Source organism: Pseudomonas sp. zfem002, assembly GCF_032621685.1.
In the GTDB taxonomy this organism is placed as follows: domain Bacteria; phylum Pseudomonadota; class Gammaproteobacteria; order Pseudomonadales; family Pseudomonadaceae; genus Aquipseudomonas; species Aquipseudomonas japonica.
Genome location: NZ_JAVYJH010000012.1, coordinates 198,929 through 218,322, shown reverse-complemented (window position 1 = coordinate 218,322; position 19,394 = coordinate 198,929). Strand labels below are relative to the sequence as shown.

The 19,394-nt window shown below is 64.6% G+C and carries 17 protein-coding genes and 1 pseudogene; 7 read left to right on the top strand and 11 right to left on the bottom strand.

All coding sequences use genetic code 11. The features are described 5' to 3' along the window. Nucleotides 1–7: 7 nt before the first annotated feature. The 3 genes and pseudogenes from RTI28_RS15905 to RTI28_RS15895 form a co-directional block, all read right to left on the bottom strand. A pseudogene (locus tag RTI28_RS15905) lies at nucleotides 8–160 on the bottom strand (type II toxin-antitoxin system RelE/ParE family toxin); the annotation flags it as partial. Further along, nucleotides 154–429: a ribbon-helix-helix domain-containing protein gene (locus tag RTI28_RS15900; RefSeq protein ID WP_316921332.1), complete on the bottom strand. Its 276-nt coding sequence runs from the start codon at nucleotides 427–429 to the stop codon at nucleotides 154–156. The pseudogene RTI28_RS15905 and the gene RTI28_RS15900, both read right to left, overlap by 7 nt. A gap of 255 nt (nucleotides 430–684) precedes the next feature. After that, the gene (locus RTI28_RS15895) at nucleotides 685–1,416 is read right to left on the bottom strand and encodes an enoyl-CoA hydratase (RefSeq protein ID WP_316921331.1); all 732 of its coding nucleotides are present in this window, start codon (nucleotides 1,414–1,416) and stop codon (nucleotides 685–687) included. Nucleotides 1,417–1,841: 425 nt separating this feature from the next. Here RTI28_RS15895 and RTI28_RS15890 point away from each other — a divergent pair, with 425 nt between their 5' ends. Together RTI28_RS15890 and RTI28_RS15885 are read left to right on the top strand one after the other, a co-directional pair. Further along, nucleotides 1,842–2,093: a hypothetical protein gene (locus tag RTI28_RS15890; protein WP_316921330.1), complete on the top strand. Its 252-nt coding sequence runs from the start codon at nucleotides 1,842–1,844 to the stop codon at nucleotides 2,091–2,093. After that, the gene (locus tag RTI28_RS15885) at nucleotides 2,075–3,298 is read left to right on the top strand and encodes an MFS transporter (RefSeq protein WP_316921329.1); all 1,224 of its coding nucleotides are present in this window, start codon (nucleotides 2,075–2,077) and stop codon (nucleotides 3,296–3,298) included. Before RTI28_RS15890 ends, RTI28_RS15885 begins: the two co-directional genes overlap by 19 nt. 28 nt (nucleotides 3,299–3,326) lie before the next feature. Here RTI28_RS15885 and RTI28_RS15880 read toward each other — a convergent pair whose 3' ends face one another. Both RTI28_RS15880 and RTI28_RS15875 read right to left on the bottom strand, forming a co-directional pair. Further along, the gene (locus tag RTI28_RS15880) at nucleotides 3,327–4,076 is read right to left on the bottom strand and encodes a phytanoyl-CoA dioxygenase family protein (RefSeq protein ID WP_316921328.1); all 750 of its coding nucleotides are present in this window, start codon (nucleotides 4,074–4,076) and stop codon (nucleotides 3,327–3,329) included. Next, nucleotides 4,077–4,295 (bottom strand): hypothetical protein, encoded by a 219-nt coding sequence (locus tag RTI28_RS15875; protein WP_316921327.1) that lies wholly within the window; start codon nucleotides 4,293–4,295, stop codon nucleotides 4,077–4,079. Between the two features lie 118 nt (nucleotides 4,296–4,413). Between RTI28_RS15875 and RTI28_RS15870 the strand changes: the two genes are divergently transcribed. Continuing rightward, nucleotides 4,414–4,917: a GNAT family N-acetyltransferase gene (locus tag RTI28_RS15870; protein ID WP_316921326.1), complete on the top strand. Its 504-nt coding sequence runs from the start codon at nucleotides 4,414–4,416 to the stop codon at nucleotides 4,915–4,917. Nucleotides 4,918–4,920: 3 nt separating this feature from the next. On the opposite strand, the gene RTI28_RS15865 is transcribed toward RTI28_RS15870, so the two are convergent. Beyond that, nucleotides 4,921–5,898, bottom strand: a complete 978-nt coding sequence (locus RTI28_RS15865) for a DNA-binding protein (protein WP_316921325.1) — start codon at nucleotides 5,896–5,898, stop codon at nucleotides 4,921–4,923. 288 nt (nucleotides 5,899–6,186) lie between these two features. On the opposite strand from RTI28_RS15865, the gene RTI28_RS15860 reads away from it, so the two are divergent. Next, nucleotides 6,187–6,549, top strand: a complete 363-nt coding sequence (locus RTI28_RS15860) for a hypothetical protein (protein WP_316921324.1) — start codon at nucleotides 6,187–6,189, stop codon at nucleotides 6,547–6,549. A 7-nt stretch (nucleotides 6,550–6,556) separates the two neighbouring features. Here the strand turns inward: RTI28_RS15860 and RTI28_RS15855 are convergent, their stop codons facing one another. The 5 genes from RTI28_RS15855 to RTI28_RS15835 form a co-directional block, all read right to left on the bottom strand. Beyond that, nucleotides 6,557–7,984 carry a sigma-54 dependent transcriptional regulator gene (locus tag RTI28_RS15855; protein ID WP_316921323.1) on the bottom strand — a complete coding sequence of 476 codons (1,428 nt, stop codon included), beginning with the start codon at nucleotides 7,982–7,984 and terminating at the stop codon, nucleotides 6,557–6,559. After that, nucleotides 7,953–9,437, bottom strand: a complete 1,485-nt coding sequence (locus tag RTI28_RS15850; protein WP_316921322.1) for a sensor histidine kinase — start codon at nucleotides 9,435–9,437, stop codon at nucleotides 7,953–7,955. The genes RTI28_RS15855 and RTI28_RS15850 overlap by 32 nt, the downstream gene beginning before the upstream one ends. 69 nt (nucleotides 9,438–9,506) lie before the next feature. Then, the gene (locus RTI28_RS15845; protein WP_316921321.1) at nucleotides 9,507–10,502 is read right to left on the bottom strand and encodes an SCO family protein; all 996 of its coding nucleotides are present in this window, start codon (nucleotides 10,500–10,502) and stop codon (nucleotides 9,507–9,509) included. Next, entirely contained in the window at nucleotides 10,499–13,306 is a 2,808-nt protein-coding gene (locus RTI28_RS15840) for a multicopper oxidase domain-containing protein (protein WP_316921320.1), read from the bottom strand. Before RTI28_RS15840 ends, RTI28_RS15845 begins: the two co-directional genes overlap by 4 nt. Before the next feature lie 171 nt (nucleotides 13,307–13,477). Next, on the bottom strand, nucleotides 13,478–14,938 hold the full coding sequence (locus RTI28_RS15835; RefSeq protein ID WP_316921319.1) for a HAMP domain-containing sensor histidine kinase: 1,461 nt from the start codon (nucleotides 14,936–14,938) through the stop codon (nucleotides 13,478–13,480). Nucleotides 14,939–15,219: 281 nt separating this feature from the next. Between RTI28_RS15835 and RTI28_RS15830 the strand changes: the two genes are divergently transcribed. Genes RTI28_RS15830 through RTI28_RS15820 form a run of 3 tightly spaced genes read left to right on the top strand, consistent with a single transcriptional unit; the run spans nucleotide 15,220 to nucleotide 19,367 of the window. After that, a complete protein-coding gene (locus tag RTI28_RS15830; protein ID WP_316921318.1) occupies nucleotides 15,220–16,566 on the top strand; it encodes a hypothetical protein in 1,347 nt (448 codons plus the stop codon). Between the two features lie 35 nt (nucleotides 16,567–16,601). Then, complete coding sequence (locus RTI28_RS15825) at nucleotides 16,602–18,851, top strand: Ig-like domain-containing protein (protein ID WP_316921317.1); 2,250 nt, start codon at nucleotides 16,602–16,604, stop codon at nucleotides 18,849–18,851. Nucleotides 18,852–18,905: 54 nt separating this feature from the next. Then, nucleotides 18,906–19,367, top strand: coding sequence for a curlin (locus RTI28_RS15820; RefSeq protein ID WP_316921316.1), 462 nt, complete (start codon nucleotides 18,906–18,908; stop codon nucleotides 19,365–19,367). The last annotated feature ends 27 nt before the right edge of the window (nucleotides 19,368–19,394 follow it).

The following is a 19,394-nucleotide window of genomic DNA, read 5'->3' as shown; positions in this document are numbered from 1 at the left end:
CGTCCATTCACCTGTCCTCGCGGGAGTGCCACAGGCGCAGCAGGTAGATAGTCGAATCCACTATCTCGTAGCGCATCTCGTAATGGCCGACCTGAATTCGGCGTACATCACGGGGTTCGAATTCTTCCAGCCGTTCACCAATGCGTGGGTTGGTCAGCAGCGTGGTACCGGCAACGGGGTGTCGGTACCGAGGCTATCCGCCCAGACCTGAACCGCCCGGTGATCAATCACTCGGCCCGCGTCAACATCGGCCAGAGCCTCGCGGGTCAGGCGGCTGCGCTCTTCCTCCTGATCAATCCAGGCCAATAGCGCTCGTTTGACGATCCAGCTCCTGGAGCGCTCCAACCGCTCAGCCATCAAATCGACTTTTTCAGCCAGCTGAACAGGAATGTGAGCCGTGATTGATCGTTTTTTTGCGGTGGTTGCCATGACGAAGTGACTCCTCTGAGCTGATTCTTCTTTAACTTGACGTCGCCGGAGTCCACAACGAAATGGTCGCGGAAATCGTTCACCGGTCTATCCTCGGTAATCTGCTCTGAATGAGCGTTCGTTAATTTGATTAAAATTTAATCATTTCGCAATGATCGAGGGCCAGGCAGGCAATCGATCGTGAGAGCGCCGCAAGCCTCAAGACAGCACCACACTGATGCAATCTCCCGCCCCATGCCAATACCCCATCCTCTTCTACTTACCCCTGAAACCCGCAATCGCCTTACGCGCCACATCGCTCTCCAGCATGCGCGCAAAGACCCGCGCCTCCTCATCGATACGCACCACGACCTCGTCGCTCTTCAGCAAGCGCTTGGTCTCGACCAGCGCCTGCAGCGGTTTGCTCGCCAGCTTGCGCGCCTGGGCCAGAGCGCTTTGCAGCACCTCGGCAGGTTCCAGCACCTGGCTCACCAACCCGGCCCTTGCCGCCGTCTCGGCATCGAAGGGCTCGCCCAGCAGAAGCGCCTCGGCGGCCCGCTGGTAACCGAACAGGCGCGGCAGCAGCAGGCTGGAACCCGCCTCCGGGCACAGCCCCAGGTTCACGAACGGCAGGCTGAAACGGGCGTTGCTGCCGGCATGAACCAGGTCGCAGTGCAGCAGCAGGGTCGTACCGATACCTACGGCGACGCCGCAAACCGCGGCCACCAGTGGCTTCGGAAAGGTCGCAACGGTGCGCAGGAACTGCCACACCGGAGCGTCCAGGCCGTCGGGCGGCTGGCTGAGGAAATCCGCCAGGTCGTTGCCGGCGCAAAATGCCTGCTCGCTGCCGTGGAACAGCACCACGGCAATCTCCGGGTCGCTCGCGGCCCGTTGCAGGGTTTCGCTCAGGGTCTGGTACATCGCCACCGTGATGGCGTTTTTCTTGGCTTCGCGGTTGAAGGTGATGATGAGGACGCCGGAGTCTTCGCAGGTCTGGATATCGGTCATGGTGGGCTCGCTGGTTATGGGGTGGTAGCTATAACCGGCAGGAGGGATTGGGGAAACGTCCGAATTGAGTAGAGATCTGCTTACCGCATTAGCTTGGTAGCCAAGCCGTTATGAAAGCATTTCAGAAACCATGACATTCAAAACGGTAATTTTTAAGCGGCAAGAAAGAAGTCTGCTGTTTCTTCGACTTTTCTGCGAAACAAGCTTCGAACCCTCTGAATATGCATATTTCCCGGTCCATCCAGGGAAACCTGCTCACTAATTACAAAGTAGGAAATATCTTTATTGCTAACGGGATGTTTCCTGCTGCTCGACAGGAATAGCCCTGCTGACTCAGTCCACTTATGTCGCAAGGATGATCGGCGCGCTCCTACCATCAAGGTCGCGACACTTTTTCTTCAAGGGCATGTGGAGTTTCACTTCCAATGATCATCAATAAAAATACGTCAGGGATAGATAAACAATGGACTGACTGGCGCTGGCAGCAGCGCAATGCTTGTTGGGACGAACTTTCATTAAGTCATGCACTCAGTGGGATCACCTTGAATTTATTAATTGATGATCGCCAGTGCTGTCCCCAAGCATCGGCAGTCAGGCAAAAAGCATTAGGGACTCAGGCCTGGAGAGACATGCTTATCGTGAGTTGCCGAAAGTCTGCATGGAAGGCGCCGTTATGACCCTGGGAGGACTTTCTGTTTACAGCACAAATATCCGCTTGATCATAACCGCCCGCTTCTTCTCCGACTTCGGCGCATTCCTCAACATGGTCGCGCTGTCCACCTACGTTTATATGCTGAGCCAGAGCGTGCTGCAGGTCAGTCTGTTCCTCGCTTGCCGGGTTACGGGAGGTGTGCTGGCGAGCCTCGTTGGCGTGCCATTCTTCCGGCGCTTTCGGGGGCGATTCTCGTTGCTGGCCTTCGATATTCTGCGTGCCTCATTGCTGAGCTTGCTGCTGATCCTGCCGCCTGGCCTGCAACTGTACGTATTGCCCGCGATCGCACTGGGAATCGGTCTGGGCAATTCGATGTTCGCGATAGGCCTGAACAGCCAGTTACCCTGGTGGGTGGAGGAATCCCGGCGGATATCCACCAACGCCTGGTTGACTTCCCTGTCCGCGATGGGCGCGGTAGCCGGCAGTCTGGTGGCGGGGATCCTTCTGGCCAGCATCGGTTATGAGGCAGTGTTCCTGCTCAACATCGTGGTTTGCCTGCTCGCAGGGCTTTGCGTGCTGCCATTGCGTTTCCTCATTACGCCAACGCCGAGCCCTGCGCAGAGTCAACGGCAGGAATGGCGCCACCTTCGTTCAGGACTGCGCTCGGCGCCGATCCTGGGCGGGATGCTGCTGGTCACTATCGCCGATACCCTAGGCAGCGCCGCGCACAACGTGGGCTTTCCAATTCTTTCCGAACTGATCACGCCGGCGTCCGCGGGCAAGACCATGGGGCTGCTGCTGGCCGTCTGGGCTGCGGGGAAATTCACCGGCGCACGGGTTGCCGATGGCCTGCTGCGCCGCGGCGCGGTTCTGCGGCTGGAACGGTTGTTTCTTGTCGGCGTCGCACTGATGTCCCTGGGATTCATTGGCACCTTCCAACAGGGCGCAATCCCGTGGGCACTGGCTTTCGTTGCGGTGGCGGGGATTGGTGATGGTATTTCCGACGTGAGTCTGATCTCGCGGATCCAGAGTGAGCCGGAACAGCTGCGATTGCCGGTATTCAGCCTGATGACGCTGTTGCAGCAGACCGGATTCGGGATTGGCATGCTGATCGTTGCGCCGTTCTATGTGTGGTTTTCGCCAGCGGTGGTGATCGTGATCTTTCATGGCTTGCCATTGCTGACGTTGGTTGGGGTGGCATTCCTGAATCACCGTGCAACCCGCGCCTGATGTGGCTCAACAACGTCTGGTGGTTCCTTCAGTCGTACTCCGCCTCCCGATGATCCCCCAGCAAGCGCAACTGCCGCGGGGTCGCCGCACCCAGCACATCCGGATTGAAGCGCCAGTGCAGATAAGGCGAAAACTTCTGCGCCACCATGCGCCGCCCATAGTGGATCTGCAGCAGCCGCCGCATCCGGTCGGGGGTGCGGTTGTCGCTGCCGGCGTGCCAGAGCTCGCTGCGAAACACCAGGACATCGCCGGCCTTGCACAGCACAGGCTGAGCCGCCTGCCCCCGCCAGTTCTCCTCGCCCGCCAGCGGCGCCCTGCCGGCACGGTGACTGCCCGGCACTACCCGGGTCGGGGCCAGGTCGAGGTCGATATCGTCCAGGTACAACTGCGCCGTACAGATGAACATCGGCAAGTCGAAGGCAGGATCGCTCAGCCATTTCTCCGGCAGTGCCAGCGCCAGGTAATCCAGGTGCAGCGGCAGGCCGCGATAGCCGGGATGACAACGCCAGGCGGTCTGGCCGATCACGTGACAATCCTCGCCCAGCGCCGCCTCGGCCAGCTCGATCACCCCGGGCAGGTCGAGAAACGCCAGCCACAGCGGGTCGCGGTTGAACACGCACTTGAAATGATCGAGCAGGCCGCTGTAGTCCCAGTGTTCAGGTTCGAGCCGGGCGATGGCCGCCCGCAGCCGTTCGACCTGCCCGGCATCCACCACGCCGGGCAGGACGACGAAGCCCTGGCGATGCAGGGCCTGCAACTGCCTGGCGAGCGCGGTCACCTAGCGCCGCTCGTCCGACAACGGCGTTGGCTGGTCCGGCTCCGGGACTATCCTGCCCTGCTCCGGCTCGTAGGGTTCGTGCTTGACATCGCCGGGGCCGGTCGGCCGTTTCCGGTCGCCATTGACATTCGGATCGGTGACCGGATCATGTTCGCGCTGCGGATTGGCCAGGGGGTCCTTCCACAGCGGGTCGTCATGGGGTTCGGGGGTGTTGTTCATGGCTCGGATCTCCATCGGGATGTCCTCATTCGAGCAGACCCTGGCAACGGAGTGCCGGGCAGCCGATCAACGGGCCGATGCTGGTAAGGTGTGCCCCCGCAACCCATTCGAGGTATCGATGAGCATCCGCCCTGCCCGCCCCGAAGACGCCTTCCTGCTCCCGGCCATCGAGCGCTCGGCGGCGCAGTCGTTCCTTGCCCTGGACAACCTGGCCTGGCTGGCCGGGCACGACGTGCTGAGCGTGGAACAGCACCTTGCCTTCATCGCCCAGGGCCTGCACTGGCTGGCGGTGGACGAGCGCGACCAGGCGCTGGGCTTCGTCTGCGCCAGCGCGCAGGACGACGCGCTGCACATCGAAGAACTGTCGGTTGCCCAGGCCAGCCAGGGGCACGGTCTGGGGCGCAAGCTGCTGGCGTCCGTGGAAGCCTGGGGCCGTGGCGAAGGCTTCAGGGCGCTGACCCTGACCACCTTCGCCACAGTGCCCTGGAATGCCCCCTTCTATGCCCGACTGGGTTTCCAGCGTCTGGACGATGCGCAGGCCAGCGAGTTTCTCCGCTGGCAACTGCAGCACGAACGGGCACTCGGCCTGTCGGACCGCTGCGCCATGCGCAAGGCACTGTGATCCTTACTCCGCGGGATCGGCGGGCGGTGTCTGCTGCGCCTGGCGCAGTGCTTCGAGACCAGCCTCCAGTTGCTGGACCTGCTTGGCCAACTGGCGCCGTTCGCCACTGACCTGCTCCAGCTGCGCCGCCAGCGTCTGGCTCTGCCGCTGCAGCTCTTCGCGGGCCCCCTGGGACTGCGCCAGGTTGGCGCTGAGGGTGCGTCCTTCGCCGATGTAGTGCTCGCACTGGTCCTTGAGCTGCTGCGATTCACGCTGGATATGCCGCGCTTCCACCAGCAGACGTTCGTTGTCGCGGTTCAGGCGCGTGGTTTCGTCCTGCTTGACGATCAGCGTCTGCTGCAACTGGCGCAACTCGCCCTGCAACTGCTGCACCTGCGCCTCGTGGCGGCGCTGGTCCTGCTCGCGCTGTTCGCGGCTGGCGGTGCGGTAGTGCTCCAGGGCATCACGGGCGTGCTGGTGCTTGTCTTCCAGCGAGGCGATCTGCTCGTCCTTGTCGGCCAGGCGCAGGTTCAGCTCGCCCACCGCCTGGCTCAGGGTCGCATTGCGCGTGTGCTCGCTCTGCAGCGTGCTGCGGGTGGTGGCCAACTCGGCCGATTCCGCCGCCAGCGCCGCGCCCTGGATCTGCAACTGCTGCTGCGCCGCGGCCAGGGCCTGCTGACTGTCGTGCAGTTGGGTCTTCAGCCCGGCCAGTTCCACGTCGAACGACTTCTGCGCCTCGGCGACCTTGCTGTCGCTTTCTTCCTTCAACTGCTCGGCCAGTTGCCGCACCAGGGCGCTGATGGACTCGCTGAGGTCCGGCACGCTGGTGGTGGCCGGCGGCTTCTGGATCTCCAGCTCTTTCAGATAACGATGAATGGTGGTCTTCGACCCGGTGTTCCCGAGTTCAATACGCACCGCGTCGATGCTGGGGTGATCGCCCCGGGCCAGGATCGCCTGACGGGCCTTGTGCACGACTGCCTTGTTGATACCACCGCGGGCCATGTTGCCTTTTCCTGCAATTTCATAATGTGGTACGTATCATGTATTTACATACCAATTTAGTCAATGGTGGAACATGAAATCGTTGAAATATAAGATTAAATAATCACGACTTATCGCATCTGATGGTCGGTCAAGGGGGTAAAACGTCGTCGCACGGGTGTACAACCGCCCTTTCCAGCCACGGCCGTGGTCGCAAGCAAAGACATGGGAAAGGGGGAGAAGGCGCCGGGACGCTATAGTTATTGGCCTTGGGGATCACGTATCAGCCGCTTGCCGGCAGGTGCTGCCATGAAACCGATCGATCTCGCGCCGTTGCTGGCGCTCTGTCTTGTCGCTGCCACCCAGGCGGACGACAGCCCGCTGCAAGGCCATGACGCCAGCAGCACGTTCATCTACTACGGGGCGGACCAGCCGTTCGCCCATCCGTTCCCGCCGTCGTTGAGTTCGGTAGCGCCGAAGAGCTACATCCCGAGAGCCCCGCAGACCTTCGTCCCGGTCGCCAGCCGGCACAGCTTTGCCGATTCGCGCCTGCCGACGGTCACCGATACCACGGCCCGTGTCTTCATCCGCGTCTACGACGCGGAGCACGGCGTCCATGTCAACGAGGAAGTCAGCGATCCGGCGTGCCAGCTCGCCTGCCTGCGCCACTGACAGGTCCTTACCAGTGGCGTTTGTCCGGGCGTTCGAGGCCGAGCTTCTCGATGCGATAGCGCAGCATGTCGCGACTCAGTCCCAGCAGGCGGGCGGACTTGGTGACGTTCCAGTCGGTCTTGTCGAGCATCCTGCGCACCATGTCGCGCTCGACCTCCGGCAGGTTCATCGATTCAGTGCCGTTGTGCGGCGGCCGGGGCTCCGGATGCGGGGCCTCCTGGGGTACGGGCAGGTCGTCCACCAGGCCGTGGCAGACGTTCAACTGGTGCGCGGCGATGGTGTCGCTGGGTGCCAGCAACACGGTCTGCTCGAGCATGTTGCGCAGCTCGCGCACGTTGCCTGGCCAGGCGTAGTTGAGCAGCAGCTCTTGCGCCTGCTCGCTGAAATGCAGATTCGGCTTGCCGTAGCGCTTGCCATGGCTGGCGAGGAAGTGCCGGGCCAGCAACAGGATGTCCTGGCCCCGGGCACTCAGGCGCGGCACCTTGATCGAGATGATGCGCAGGCGGAAAAACAGGTCCCGGCGGAATTTTCCCTGCTGGACCATCTGTTCCAGGTTGCAGTTGGTGGCGCTGATGACCCGCAGGTCGACCTTGCGCTCCTTGACCGAACCGACCCGACGGATGGTCCGGTCCTCCAGCAGCTTGAGCAGCTTTGCCTGCAGTTGCAGGTCCATCTCGCCGACTTCGTCGAGAAACAGCGTGCCGCCGTCCGCCGCCTCGACCAGGCCGGTACGGCGCTCCCTGGCGTCGGTGAAGGCGCCTTTCTCATGGCCGAACAGCTCGGACTCCAGCAAGTTCGAGGGAATCGCCGCGCAGTTGAACTCGATGAACGGGCCCTTGCTGCGTGGCCCATCGAAATGCAGCGCTCGCGCCACCAGCTCCTTGCCGGTGCCGGTTTCCCCTTCCACCAATACCGGTGGCAGGTCGGTGTTGGCCATGCGCCGCTCGGCATCGAGCAACTGGGCGATGGTGGCCTTGAGCTGCTGCATCGGTGCCGACTCGCCGATCAGCGCCTGCACCCCGGACTTCTGCGCCTCCCGCTCCTGATAGAACGACAGCGTGCGCTCCAGCCGTTCGGTGGCCAGGGCCTTGTCCAGCAGCAGCTTGAGCTCGGTCAGCGCCACGGGCTTGGTGACGTAGTGGAAGGCGCCCTCCTTCATCGCGATCACCGCATCGGCGACGTTGCCGTAGCCGGTCATCATGATCACCTTCAGGTCCGGCGCGCTGATGCGCAGCTTCTGGATCAGGTCGTGACCACTCATGCCGGGCAGCGAGTTGTCGGTCAGCACCACGTCCGGCACGAAGCTGCCCAACTGCTCCAGCGCTTCTTCCGCGGAATGGCAGACCGTGACCTCGAAGTTCTTGCGTTCGAGGTAGGTCTGGATGTTTTCAGCCAGCAGTTCATCATCCTCGACCAGCAGAATGCTGTGTTCCATAGTCGCCTCCCGTTGCCACCTTGAAGTTGAGTCGCACGCGGGTTCCTTCCTGCTCGCGGCTGGTCAGTTCGACCGAGCCTGCAAAACGTTCCATTATTCTTTTCACCAGCGCCAGACCGACGCCCAGCCCGCCCTGCTTGGTCGTGAAGAACGGCTTGAAGACCATCTGTTGCTGCTGGGGGCTCATGCCCTTGCCGGTATCGCTCAAGGTCATGCCCAGTTGTCCGGGATGCGACGGGTCGATGTCGATCGTCAGCACGCCGCCCTTGGGCATGGCTTCCAGGGCATTGGCGAACAGGCTATTGAGAATTTGCGTGAGCAGCACCGGCTGGCTGACGACCGGTTCGACCAGAGGCGCCTCGAAGTGCACCTCGACAGCGTTGCGCCGGATCAGCGCGTCATAGGCACTCAGGGTGTCCTCGAGGGCTGCGACCAGGTCCACCGCCTCGCCGTCGTCGTTGCTCGGACGCATGGACGCCAGCAGCTCGCGGACCCAGCGGGACATGCGATCGACCTGGCTGATGATGTCGCCGATGTTCTTCTGCGCGCCCTGGCTGGCGATATCCATCGCCAGCTCGGCGCTGGAGCGGATGGTCGCCAGCGGATTGCGCAGGCTGTGGGCGATGGCCGAGGACATTTCGCCGAGGGCGGCGAAGGTCTCGTTGGCGATCAGTTGCCGTTGCTGGCTTTCCAGCAGATGGGCGGCGCGCCGGACGATCCAGAACAACGCCAGGTAGATCGCCAGGCCGCCCAGCAGCGTGGCCAGCCAGATGTTCTTGAAGCCGCGCTGGATACGCGCCACCAGGTCCGCAGGCTCCTTGTAGATCTCCACCATGGCGATCACATGGCTTTTGTCGGCATTGAACATCGGAATGTAGTTTTCCACGAACAGGTACTGCGGCTCGCGCAGCAGCCGCTGTTCGGGACGTTCGTCGTTGATCTCGTGATAGCTGGTGGACACCGTTTCCTTCATTTCGAAGGAGTGATCCAGCTCGTCGTCATCCTCGATCTGCAAGCCGATCAGGTCGGGATTGGTCGACCAGACCACCGTACGGTCGAGCGCATAGACATTGGCCAGCAGCAGGTCCGGCAGGTGCTGCACATGTTCGAGGAACTCGGTCCGCGCCGTTGCCCGGGATGCCGGCGTCACGTCCGGGTAGGCGTTGTCCTGGCGCGGGTCGAGCATTTCCCCCATGGTGCGCTCGGGATGGATCGCGGCATGGCGGATCTCGGCGGCGCCGATGGCCTGGATGAACTGCGCGGTGAGGATCGAGTCGCGTTCGATGCTCTCGTTCACGACAAACCGCGTGGACACGTAGCCCAACCCCAGCGCGACGGCACTGATGATCAGGAAACTGCCCACTGAAAACCAGCGCAACAGGTTGAACTGCCCCTGCAACCCCGGACGCGGCTCTGCATCGGGCACAGGGACTGGCTGGTCGGGTAAAGGCATGAGTATCCCCCGTTCTACGGCATCCGCCTTTTCCTGCGTGATGCGCATCAGTGTAGGCGCCATTTGCCACTATTGAACCTGCGCCATCGGTGTTCGCTGGCGCGCCGTCTCGTCGCGCAGGAAGCTGATGATCGCCTGCACCGCCTGCTCGTCGAGGTGCAGGTTGGGCATCGGGACCCTGTCGTAGCGCTCGAACAGCGCCAGGGCGAGCGGGTCCCGCTCCGCCAGCAGACGGTCCGGCTCGCCAATCCAGCGGCTCAGCCAGGCCGGATCGCGCTGTTCGGTCACGCCGATCAGGTCGGGGCCGATGCTGCGCATACCGGTGTTCTGCCCATCCTCCGGGCCAAGGCTGTGGCACGAGGCGCAACGGGTGCGAAACAGCTCCTCGCCACTGCTCGGCGGACGAATCTCGGGCGCGCTGGCATAGCTCTGCGCGTCGCTGGGCTGCTTCCAGTTCTGCAGGCTGTTGCCCAGCTGGTCGGCGAGGATCCAGGGATTTTCGAAGGGCGAGGCCTTCATCCAGCGCCCGGTCTGCTGGTTGCCGACGATCAGGCTGAGGTTGTGATCACGGCTGCGCCCGTTGTCGACGCCCTCGATGAACAGCCCGAGCTTGCGCCGCAGTTCGCTGATCTCGGCGAAGTCGCCGGTGAGAAAGCGCCAGCCCGGCCCGACCTTGAAGCGCCGGGCATAGGCAGCGAGTACCTCGGGGGTGTCGCTCAGCGGGTCGATGCTGATGGAGTAGAAGAACACGTCCCGCCCGACCCGGTCCCCCAGCAGCTTCTGCACCTGGCGCAGGCGCGCGGTTTCCAGCGGGCAGGCCTCGCTGCACGCGGTGAAGATGAAGTTGATCACCACCACCTTGCCCTTGATCAGGTCATCGAAGAAGCGCACCTGCTGCCCGTCCTGGTCGGTCAGCAGGGTGTTGGGAAAGTAGTCGGCGCCCCAGGGCGTGGCCGACTCGTCGACCGGCACCGCCGCGCTGCCTGGGGCCAGCAGCACCTGCGCCGCGAGCAGGCCGCTGACCAGCAGCAACACCAGGTGCATGCCCAGGGCCTGGCGGTTCATTTGTTCACCTGGATCTGCGGGCCAAGGCCATCGCCGTTGCGGAAGGTCGGCAAGGCGGCGGAGTTGACATAGTGCACGCCATCCCAGCTCGGCAAGGGCGTCGGCATCAACTGGAACTGCCCCGGTTTCTCCACGTCCCAGCGCAACAGCATGGAGTTGTCCTCGTGCTGCGTGTTGTGACAGTGCTCCATGTAGGTACCGGCGAACTCGCGGAAGTTGATCGCCAGCTCGACGCTGTCCAGGCCGTCGTTTTCCGAGCCGATGCGGTAGACGTCCTTGCGTGCCCATTTTTCCCATTCCGGCGGTGCCTTGCCGCCGCGACTGAGAATGATCCCTTCCTCGAAGTGCACATGCACCGGGTGGCTCCAGCCCTTGCCGCCGGCCTTGATGCTCCACACCTCCAGGGTACCGAAGCCGCTGCTGCCGGCATCGGTGGGGCCGCTGGCGAGCTGGGGCGAGGCGTTCAGCCGCCGCGGGTCCATATGGAAGCCGAAGCCGCCGTCGGTCTTGACCGTCCAGGGGGCTGCATCGGTACCGTCGGAGCGGCCGAAGGTGAAGGTGCGGTGGCGCGTCCTGGCCAGCAGCGCCTTGTCGGCGGCATTCTCGCGATGGAGTTTCAGCGGGATCATCACCCGCCCCTGCGCTTTGCCTGGCCGACCGGGTTCATAGTCGGCCGGGTCCATGGCCAGGTCCTGGCCGGTGTAGGCCTTGACGTTGAACTGCAGGACCTTGCCCACGGCCGGGTCGCCCTTGTCCCACTGCGGGCCCTTGCTCGACTGCTTGATCACCGCCAGGTATTTCTCCGAGAGCACGTCGCCCAGGGCAATCGGCTCCTTCGGACCCTTGCCGTCGTCATGGGCCTGGAGGTTGACCAGGAACAGCCTGTCCCCCGGCTTGATGCCGTTTTTCGCGAAGTTGACGATGATGTCGAAGCGCTCGGCGATGCCCTGGGTGGGCAGGATCGCATTGTGGTTCTGCTTGTCGCCGTCGCCGTCGAGGTCCATGGAGCCGTCGAACGGCACGCTGTGCTCCATGATGTTGCCGTCGTTGGCGATCAGGTGGAACGGCACCCGGGCATAGGACACCCCGGAGCCCTTGGGCCCCTGGAATTCGCCGCCGCTGCCCTTGACCTCGCGCACCAGGGCCAGCTTGAAGTAGCGCGATACCGAGCCGTTGAGCAGGCGCAGGCGGTAGCTGCGGGCGCGTACGTCGAGGGTCGGTTTCCACTGCCAGTTGACCAGCACCTGGTCACCGATGAAGCCATCGGTATTGAACGGGTTGAACCACAGCTGGCCGTCCTGATCCCAGGCCTTGTCGCCCAGCACCAGGTTGACGTCGTAGTCGCGATTGCCCCAGGCCAGCGCGCTGCCGCTGGGCAAGCGCAGGTTGACGCCATCGTTGACCGACTCGTTGCCGCGGTCGAGGGCGCTGTAGTAGTTCATCATCGCCGCGTTGCCCTTGTAGACGTTCTGCGCGGTGAAATCGAGCATGTGGTCGTGGAACCAGTGGGTGCTCATGGTTTCCCGCCAGTCGCCACGGATCCTGATCGTGCCGTTCTCGCAGGTCTTGCGTCCCGGACTCAGGTCGTTGGTCCACAGGGTTTCGCCGGGCGCGCAGGGAAACGCCGCGCGCGGGTCGCGGGCGTCGGTGTTGATGCTGTCGTAGCCGGCCAGTTGCACCGGCCAGCGATAGTCGTAGTACTGCCCGGGGAAGAAGAACGCATTGGCGTAACCGTCGCTTTCCGCCGGCGCGTGGCCGTTGTGCTCGTGGGTACTGATGGTGTGCAGGCCGAAGCCCATGTTCGCCGCCGGGTCGATCGGCAAGCCGTTGTAATGGCGCATCAGCAGTGGCTGGCCGTAGCGCACCATCAGCAGCTTCGGTGGCAAGGTACCGTCGAAGGTCCACACCGAATTGTGCTTCTGCACCGGCATTTTCGGGTGGAAGCGCGGCTCGATGCCCCTGGCCGTGCCGTCGGTGGCTGGCACCCCGGCGACGTTGTGATACAGCCCGCCGACAGCGAACTCGCCCACGGCGTAGCCGTGCATCTGCCGGCTGTCACGCAGGCCGCCATTGACCCGCACGCCGGTCTGCACGGTCTTGTAGGCCTGCTGCGGGTAGAACTCGTTCCAGCGCTGGTGCGACCAGCCCTTTCCCGGCGGGCGACCTTCGGCCGAGGAACCGATGCGGCGGTTGAGGAACATTTCGATCTGCGCCTGCCAGGGGTTGCGGTCCACCACGTTGGCGTACTGGCTGGGGAACGGCGTCAGCCCCGGTTGGCGCAGGAAGGCATCGAGGGCCGCGCCCGGCGGAGCACTGCGCGCCACGCTGAGCGGGTCCTGCTGCGGTAGCGGGCCGGTGGCCGGCGCTGGAAAACCCAGGGGTGCCGCCGGGGTGGTCGGGTCGAGTGGTTCCGGGCCGAACTCTTCGAACAGCAGCAGTTGCTGGGTGAAGGGCTGGGCGCCGAACAGCGGGCTCGGCTTGCCGTTGGTGGGGTAGTTGAACGAGGTCTGCACGGTCGGTGGCAGGCTGTTCTCCTGGCGCGGAGTGTCCCGGCTGCCCTTGACATCATCGGGCAGGTCGAAGGCGTCGAGGTTGGCTTCCGGCATCGTCAGGATGGCATTCAGGGCTGCCGGCTTGTCTGCCGCTTCGTCGCTGTAGGCTGACGGGTCGCCGGGTTCGGGCTGTCGTTCATCGTCGATCGGGCTGGCCCGCAGCAGGGTCGTACCGAGCAGCATCGACAGCAGGACGCTCAACGGCGTCACCACGGCCAGGCGTTTCAGGGAAGAACGCGCTTTCATGTCCATCACCAACCACCTCGGACTCATGAAGGGGGTGATGGGGGTCAGTGCAAGAACGCCGCCATATTTGTAACTATTGATTTCATTGATTATTGACCAATGAAATCAATGGGTTATCGCAGCGATGGTGAGCTTGAGAGAGAGGACTGGGGAATGCCACCCGCAAACGGGGAAGGTTCACACCCGTTTTGCGGGGCTGCGACGAAACGACAACTGCACGCAGGTACCCTCGCCTTCGCGGCTTTGCAGGCTCACCGAGCCGCCGAAGCGCTCCATGATCCGCTTGACCAGCACCAGGCCGACGCCGAGGCCGCCCTGCTTGGTGGTGAAAAACGGTCGAAACGCCATGCTGCGCTGATCTTCGTTCATGCCCCGGCCGTTGTCGCTCAAGACCAGCTCGACCCGCCGCGCGTCACTTGAGTCCAGGCGAATGTGCAGGGTGCCGCCCTTGTCCATCGCCTCCAATGCATTGGACAGCACGCTGCCGAGGATCTGGCTCAGCGGCGCCTGGCGGCTGAGCACCCACGGCGCGCCAGCCGCCTCGAACTCGACCTGGATCGCGGCCCTGGCGATCTGCGCCTCGAATGTCGCCAGGCTGTCGCGCAGGGTCGCCAGCAGGTCCACCGGCTCGGCCTCGTCGCCGATCGGGCGCAGGGACTGCAGCAGTTGGCGAACCCAGGTCGACATGCGGTCCACCTGGCCGACGATGTCGTTGATGTTCCTGTGCGCCGCGCCGCTGTCGAACTCCAGCGCCAGTTCGGCACTGGAACGAATGGTCGCCAGGGGATTGCGCAGGCTGTGGGCAACCGCCGAGGACATTTCCCCGAGGGCGACGAAGGTCTCGGCGGTGATCAGTTGCTTCTGCTGCACCGCCAGCAGCTTCGCGGCCCGCTGCACGATCCAGTAGAGCCCCAGGTAGATCAGCCCCGCCCCCACCACGGTGGCCAGCCAGATCAGCAGCAGCCCGCGCTGCATCCGGTCGATCAGGTCGCTGGGCTCCTTGTAGATCTCCACCATGGCCGTGACGTTGGCGCCGTCGGCATCGAACAGGGGGATGTAGTTCTCGAGGAAGATGAAGGTCGGCGGCACCACGAACTTCTGCTCCATGCGCGCTTCATCGACGCTGTGATAGCTGGCCGAAACCGGGGCTTTCGAGATGAAGGCCTGCTCCAGGTCGGCGTCGGAATGGATCTTCGTCCCCACCAGTTCCGGGTTGGTGGACCAGATCACCGTGCGGTCGGGCGCATAGATGTTGGCCAGGATCACGTCCGGCAGGTGCTCGATATGGTCGAGGAATTCGGCACGGGCGGTAGCCCGGGCCGCCGGATCGACATCGGTGAAGCGGTGGTCCTGGCGTGGATCGAGCAGTTCACCCATGCTCCGCACGTCGGGCAGCGAGACATGCCGCACCTCGACCGAGGCAATGGCCTGGAGAAACTGCGAGGTCAGCAGGGCATCGCGATGCACGCTCTCGCTGATCACGAACTGCGACGACACGCTGCCCAGGGCCACTGCGACCGTGCCGATCACCGCCAGGCTGATCAGGGAAAACCAGCGCAGCAGGTTGAACGGCGGCTTGCCCGCGGCCAGGTGGTCGTCAGCCTCGGCGAGCGAAGGCGTTCTGCTCAACAGATTCATGGAAGTTGTTCCCGAGGCTGTCCCCTATAGGGTTATAGCCCAGCCAGCGGCGCTCACCCGACTTCGGGTGGGGCTGATTCCCCAGTCCCCGCCACCCCCATCCGCCCCCAAACCTGGGGGCAGGACGCCGCTCACCCGAGCGTCCCGACCCTCGCCCACAAGCCGCCAGGCCTTTGCCTGCGGGCCTGCGCGGCCATCTCTCGATGATTGGTATGAATGTTGCGCCGGCCCCGGCAACCGACCCATCCCCACGGGACAGGTCTCCAATAGAGGGAATACTCATGCACCCTTTACTGTCGAAAACGGCGACCGTCCTGGTCGTCACCGCATTGGCCCAAGGCGTTGCCCAGGCACAGCTGTTCGCGGTCGATTCCGGGCCCTACACCCCGGCCAACGGCGGTTTCGCCGCCTGGTATCAAGACAGTCATGGCCGAACCCTCGACCTGTGCCTGTCCAAGGCCGTCAGTTCGCGGGTGGCCGGCGCGCCTGGCGCCCCCAGCTACATGTGCAACCTGCTGCCCACCCCCGGCGTGTTCGATGACGCGCAGCCGCTGGTGTTTCCCGGCAACTTCCCCGACGAGGCCTTCTGGTTCACCGCCGACGGCACCATCGTCGACGCTGCGCGCGGCATCGACCTGTCCTACGGTGCCGCCATCGAAGCCGCGTTCGCCGCCGAAGAGCCGGTGGAAGGCGACCAGATCAGCTTCGCCCGTATCCGCATTCGCGTCGACGTGCCCAGTGCCGGCACCTACGTCATCACCCACCCCTACGGCGTGGACGTGTTCAATGTCGAGGTCCCCGGGCGCCGGGCGATCAACATGACCCGCGACATCGGCATCGGCGCACCGCAAACCTACGACGGCGCGCTCAAGGGCGACATCGGCCCGTTCCTGCGCAGCGTCAACGGCCCCTATACCGAGACCAACCCGCTGACCGGCGCGGCCGAACGCTTCATCGGCGACCCGAATCTCGAGGAAGCGGTGACCGGCAGCCCGTTCAACACCAACTTCATCCGCATCGAAGGACCCGGTGGCCTGGACCTGCGCAGCACGCTGTTCGCGGTGTCCGGCAAGTTGTCGACGGTGGTCCGGCCGACCCCGCTGATCCCCCAGCGCAGCACCTACTCGCGCAAACCCGGGAGCAACGGCCCGGTCGCCCAGCAGGATGTATTCGTCATGGCCCCGCCGCCCCCGGGCAGCGTCGCCCTGACCAGCAGCACCCCGCCGCTGAACCTGACCGAGGCCGACACCACCGGGCGCTGGTATGTGCAGAACGCGCTCGACCCGATCCTGCCGAGCACCCTGCAGGTCACCGCCGACAACCACCTGGCCATTGCCGACAGCACGCCGACCACCCTGCCCCTGGCCCTCACCGACCTGGTGGTGATCCAGCGTGCCGAATACAGCCTGAGCTCCGGACAACTGACCCTCGAGGCCTCGACCAGCGACGAAACCTCGCCGCCGGTCCTCACCGCGACTTCGGGCAGCGGCGCGGCCATCGGCGCCTTGAGCGGCGACGGCGCAGTCAAGAGCCTCGCCACTGGCATCTCGCCCATCCCACCGGCCACGGTCCGCGTGACGTCATCCAATGGCGGCAGCGACACCGAAGAAGTGGTCATCGTGCAATGAACGCTCATCTGCCCGGATCCTCATCAGGAGGCATCATGAACAATTGGCCACGTCTCGCGCTCAACGCCCTGGGACTGACGCTGTCGCTGTCCGGCAGCGCCTTCGCGCAACTCGCCGCGGTCGATCCCGGCCCCTACACCTTCGCCACCGGGAAATTCCCCATGTGGTACCAGGACAACAACCTGCTGTCGCTGGAACTGTGCCAGTCCCGGGCCGCGAGCTCGCGGGTGGCGGCCAGCGTGCCGCCGGCCTACATGTGCACCCTGCTGGCGGAACCGGGCATCTTCGATGACGCCCAGCCGATGGTGTTTCCCGACAACTGGCCACCGGAAGCCTTCTGGTTCCTGGCCGAGGCGAGCATTCCCGCAGTCGGCAACAACGGTTTCGAACTGGACGCCTACGTGGCCGGGATCGAGGCCGCCTTCGCCGCGGAAAACCCGGTGGATGGCGACCAGCAGAGTTTCGCGCGCATCCGCATCCGGGTGTCCGTGCCCACGGCAGGGGTCTACACCATCACCCACCCCTATGGCGTGGAGACCGTCAACGTCAGCGCGCCCGGACGCCGGGCGATCAATATCACCCGTGACATCGGTATCGGCGCCCCGGGCAACTTCAGCGGCGCGGTCAATGGCGCGATCGGCCCGTTCCTGCGCAGCGTCAACGGCCCCTACACCGAGGTGAACCCGGACACCGGCGCCGTGGAAACCTTCGTCGGCGACCCCAACCTCACCGAGGCGGTCACCGGCAGCCCCAACAACACCAACTTCGTGCGCATCAGCGGGCCGAGCGGAACCATCCAGACCAACCTCTTCACCCTCTCCGGCAAGGTTCTCGACAGCCGCGCGCAGACCCCGGTGGAGATCGCCCGCGCGACGTACCGGCGGACCCCGTCCGGCAGCGGCGGCAGCACCCGCGTGGAAGTGTTCGCCAAGGCCGCCGCCGGTACCACGCTGTGCTTCCGCGAGTCCATCGCCCTGGTCGCCGGGCCGCCGCAGTCGCCCTGCCTGAGCAACCTGCTGGGCGACAACAACGGTCTGTTCTTCGGCCAGCGCGCCTTCACCGGTGCCGTACCGCCGCTGGTGGTGGTCACCGCGAGCAATCCGGCCGGCACCACCCGCCCCACCGCCGTGTCGAGCAAGCTCAGCGACCTGGTGAAAATCCAGACTGCCCGCTACGACTGGGAAACCGGCACGCTGCTGATCGAGGCCAGGTCCACCGATGAAGTGGTAGTGCCGGACATGGTCGCCCAGGGCTACGGACGCCTGTCGAAGAACGGCACCTTGCAACGGCTCAGCGTCACCGGCCTGACCCAGCCGCCCGCGAGCGTGACGGTCAAGTCCGCCGCCGGTGGCAGCGACACCGAACCGGTGGTGGTCCTCGGCAGCGCGCCGAACACCGGCGAGAACCAGCCGCCCGTGGCGCTGGCCGACAGCGGCAGCACCAGCTTCGGCGTACCGATCACCCTCAGCCTGCTGGCCAACGACAGTGATCCGGATGGCAACACGCCGTTGAGCATCACCGCCCTGACCCAGCCAGCGAGCGGACAAGGCACGGTGGCCCTGAGCGGCAGTACCGCGGTGATCTACACGCCACCGGCGGTGGTCAATGCGCCGCTAACCACCTCGTTCACCTACAAGGCCCAGGACGTCAAGGGCCTGGCTTCGACCAGCGCGGCCACGGTGACCATCACCGTTGCGCCGAACCAGCCACCGCAGGCGGTCAACGATGCTGTCTCGACCCTCGGCGTGGCGATCCCCATCAGCGTCCTGGCCAACGACACCGATCCGGAGGGCAACCTGCCGCTGGCCGTGGCCAGCTTCACCCAGCCGGCCACCGGGCGCGGTACCGTCACCAGCAATGGCACGGTGCTCACCTACACCCCGCCGGCCACGCTGACCACGGCCTTCACCACGACCTTCACCTACATCGCCCGGGACAGCTTCGGCGCACTCGCGACGACGCCGGCGACGGTCACCGTGCAGGTCTCGCCAAGGCCCGCCGCGGAAACCTTCACGGTGACCACAGCAACCGTCTCGGCCCGCTCCAACAACCGCTTCACCTGGGACTTCGCCGGCACTTCGTCGGTGACCACCGGCAACACCATCACGGTGCAGGTGAGCACGCCGAGCGGCCCCGTGACCCTGGGCAGCACCACGGTGCCGGTCACCGGTCGCTGGCGGCTGACGGTGAGCAACACCACCACGGTGGTGCCGTCGGCGAACCCGACGGCCACCATCACCTCGTCCCAGGGCACCGTGCGCACCGTCGCGGTCACCGCCAACTGAGCCCGCGCCCCGCCAGCCCGGTGCTGGTGGGGCGCCTCGCCAGAGGACCTGTCCATGAACCTCTCGACCGCCGCCCTGCTCGGCCTGCTTCTGCTGTGCGGCAGCGCGGGCGCGCGGGCCGACGACCTGATGGAAAACGACGATCTCGGCGCCGGCGGCGACCTCGGCGAGCTGCCCGCGCCGGTCGGCCAGCAGGCCTTGATCGAGCAGACCGGCCAGGCCAACAACGCCCGGGTGCAACAGGGCGGCCAGTCGCTGCTCGGCAGCATCACCCAGTCGGGCAGCGACCAGGAAGCCTGGATCCTGCAACAAGGCAACGACCTGATGGCCCTGATCAGCCAGCAAGGCAGCGGCAACCGCGCGGGCATCAGCCAGACCGGCAGCCACAACCGCGCCCAGATCACCCAGACCGGCAACGCCAACGACGCCAGCATCGACCAGGCAGGCACGGGGCTGCAAAGCGCCGTCAACCAGTCCGGCAATGGCATGAGCGTCTCGGTCAGACAATATCGCTAACGCACTGCACTACCCGGAGGTTTCATC